The sequence below is a fragment of the Embleya sp. NPDC059213 genome (assembly GCF_042754445.1).
In the GTDB taxonomy this organism is placed as follows: domain Bacteria; phylum Actinomycetota; class Actinomycetes; order Streptomycetales; family Streptomycetaceae; genus Embleya.
On sequence record NZ_JBHZAV010000392.1, the window covers coordinates 1 to 2,358 of the forward strand.

1 protein-coding gene is annotated in these 2,358 nt (G+C 70.7%); it reads left to right on the forward strand.

What is annotated here, in order from left to right; genetic code table 11:
• Positions 1-169 precede the first annotated feature (169 nt).
• Positions 170-2,260 carry a fibronectin type III domain-containing protein gene (locus ACFXMF_RS47510; protein WP_379991767.1) on the forward strand — a complete coding sequence of 697 codons (2,091 nt, stop codon included), beginning with the start codon at positions 170-172 and terminating at the stop codon, positions 2,258-2,260.
• Positions 2,261-2,358 lie beyond the last annotated feature (98 nt).

Here is a 2,358-nt window from a genome sequence, read left to right on the forward strand (position 1 = left end):
AGCCCTGGGCCCCCAAACGGGCCCGCCCTTACCGCAACCCTGTTCACCAACCGGGGCGGCCCCCACACCCACCCGCGCCGTTTGGGCGCCGCGCCGGGGCCCGACCCCGCCCCGGGCCCGGGCGCGGCCCCACCTTGCTCCGTTCCGTCCCGACCACGCGAGGAATCCCATGTCCGGATCCACCAGCGTTCGTCCCCCCAAACGGCTGCGCTCCCTCGTCGCCGCCGCAAGCACCGCCCTGTTGACCGCCGCGATGCTCACCGCCGCCGGCGGCACCGCCGATGCCGATGTCGCGGCCGCGGCCGAACTCGTGCAGAACGGCGGCTTCGAATCCGGTCTGACCGGCTGGACGTGCAGCGCCGGCAGCGGAGCCACCGTCAGCACCCCCGTACACGGCGGGACTTCGGCCCTGAAGGCGACCCCGGCCGGCAGCGACAACGCGCGCTGCACGCAGACGGTCGCCGTGCTGCCCAACTCCGACTACGTGATCTCCGGCTGGCTGCGCGGCAGTTACGTCTACCTCGGCGCGACCGGCACCGGCACCACCGACCCCGCCACCTGGACCGGCTCCGCACCGGACTGGACCCGGCTGAGCACCACGTTCCGCACCGGCGCGAACACCACGTCGGTCACCCTGTACACGCACGGCTGGTACGGCACGGGCGCCTACCACGCCGACGACCTGTCGCTGACCGGCCTCGGCGGCACCCAGATCCCGGCCGCGCCCACCGGCCTGGCCGCCGGCGCGCCCACCGCCTCCAGTGTGCCGCTGTCCTGGAACGCGGTGCCCGGGGCGACCGGCTACAAGGTCTACCGCGACGGCGCGTTGGCCCAGACGGTCACCGGCACCGGCGCGACCGTCACCGGCCTGGCCCAGGGGACCACATACAGCTTCCAGGTCACCGCGACCAACACCGCCGGCGAGTCGCCCAGGTCGGCCGCCGTGAGCGCGACCACCACGGGCGTCGTCGAAGTCCCGGCCACCCCCACCGGCCTCGCCGCCGGCACCCCGACCGCGACCACCGTGCCGCTGTCCTGGAACGCGGTGCCCGGGGCGACCGGCTACAAGGTCTACCGCGAGGGCGCGCCGGACCTGACGGTCACCGGGACCGGCACGACGGTGACCGGCCTGACCGCGTCCACCGCGTACAGCTTCCGGGTCAGCGCGACCAACTCGGCCGGCGAGTCGGCCAAGTCGGCGGCCGTCACCGCCACCACCGGCACCGACGGCGGAGGCGGCCAACTGCCCCCGCACGCCCTGGTCGGCTACCTGCACGCGAGCTTCGCCAACGGCGCGGGCTACACCAAGATGGCGGATGTGCCCGCGAGTTGGGACGTGATCAACCTGTCCTTCGGCGAGCCGACGTCGGTCACCTCCGGTGACATCCGGTTCGTGCGCTGCCCGGTCACCGAGTGCCCGAGCGTGGAGAGCGACGCCGACTTCAAGGCCGCCATCCGGGCCAAGCAGGCGGCCGGCAAGAAGGTGCTGATTTCGATCGGCGGCCAGAACGGCCAGGTGCAACTGTCCACCACCGCCGCCCGGGACAAGTTCGTGCAATCGGTCGGCGGGATCATCGACGAATACGGACTCGACGGCCTGGACATCGACTTCGAGGGCCACTCGTTGTCGCTGAACACCGGTGACACCGACTTCAAGAACCCGACCACGCCGGTGATCGTCAACCTGATCTCGGCGGTCAAGACGCTCAAGGCCAAGTACGGCAGCCGGTTCGTGCTCACCATGGCACCCGAGACGTTCTTCGTGCAGATGGGCTACCAGTACTACGGCTCCGGCCAGTGGGGCGGCCAGGACCCGCGCTGCGGCTCCTACCTGCCGGTCATCTACGCGTTGCGCGACGACCTGACCCTGCTGCACGTCCAGGACTACAACTCCGGCTCGATCATGGGCCTGGACAACCAGTACCACAGCATGGGCGGCGCGGACTTCCACATCGCGATGACGGACATGCTGCTCACCGGCTTCCCGGTCGCGGGCAACACGAACAACGTGTTCCCGGCGCTGCGACCCGACCAGGTCGCGATCGGCATGCCGGCCTCGGTCCAGGCGGGCAACGGATGGGTGTCCACCACCGAGGTGAACAAGGCACTCGACTGCCTGACCAAGGGCAGCAACTGCGGCGGCTACACGCCGCACGGCGTGCGACCCACCCTGCGCGGACTGATGACCTGGTCGATCAACTGGGACCGCTTCAACAACCTGGAATTCTCCAAGAACTTCGACAACTACTTCGGTAGCTGAGCCGCTCGGCTCGTTGCTCGGGTCCACCAGCACCAGGCCCGCGGTGCGCTCGGGGTACATCCGGGCGAAGCCCTCGACGTGGAACGCACCGAGCGAGT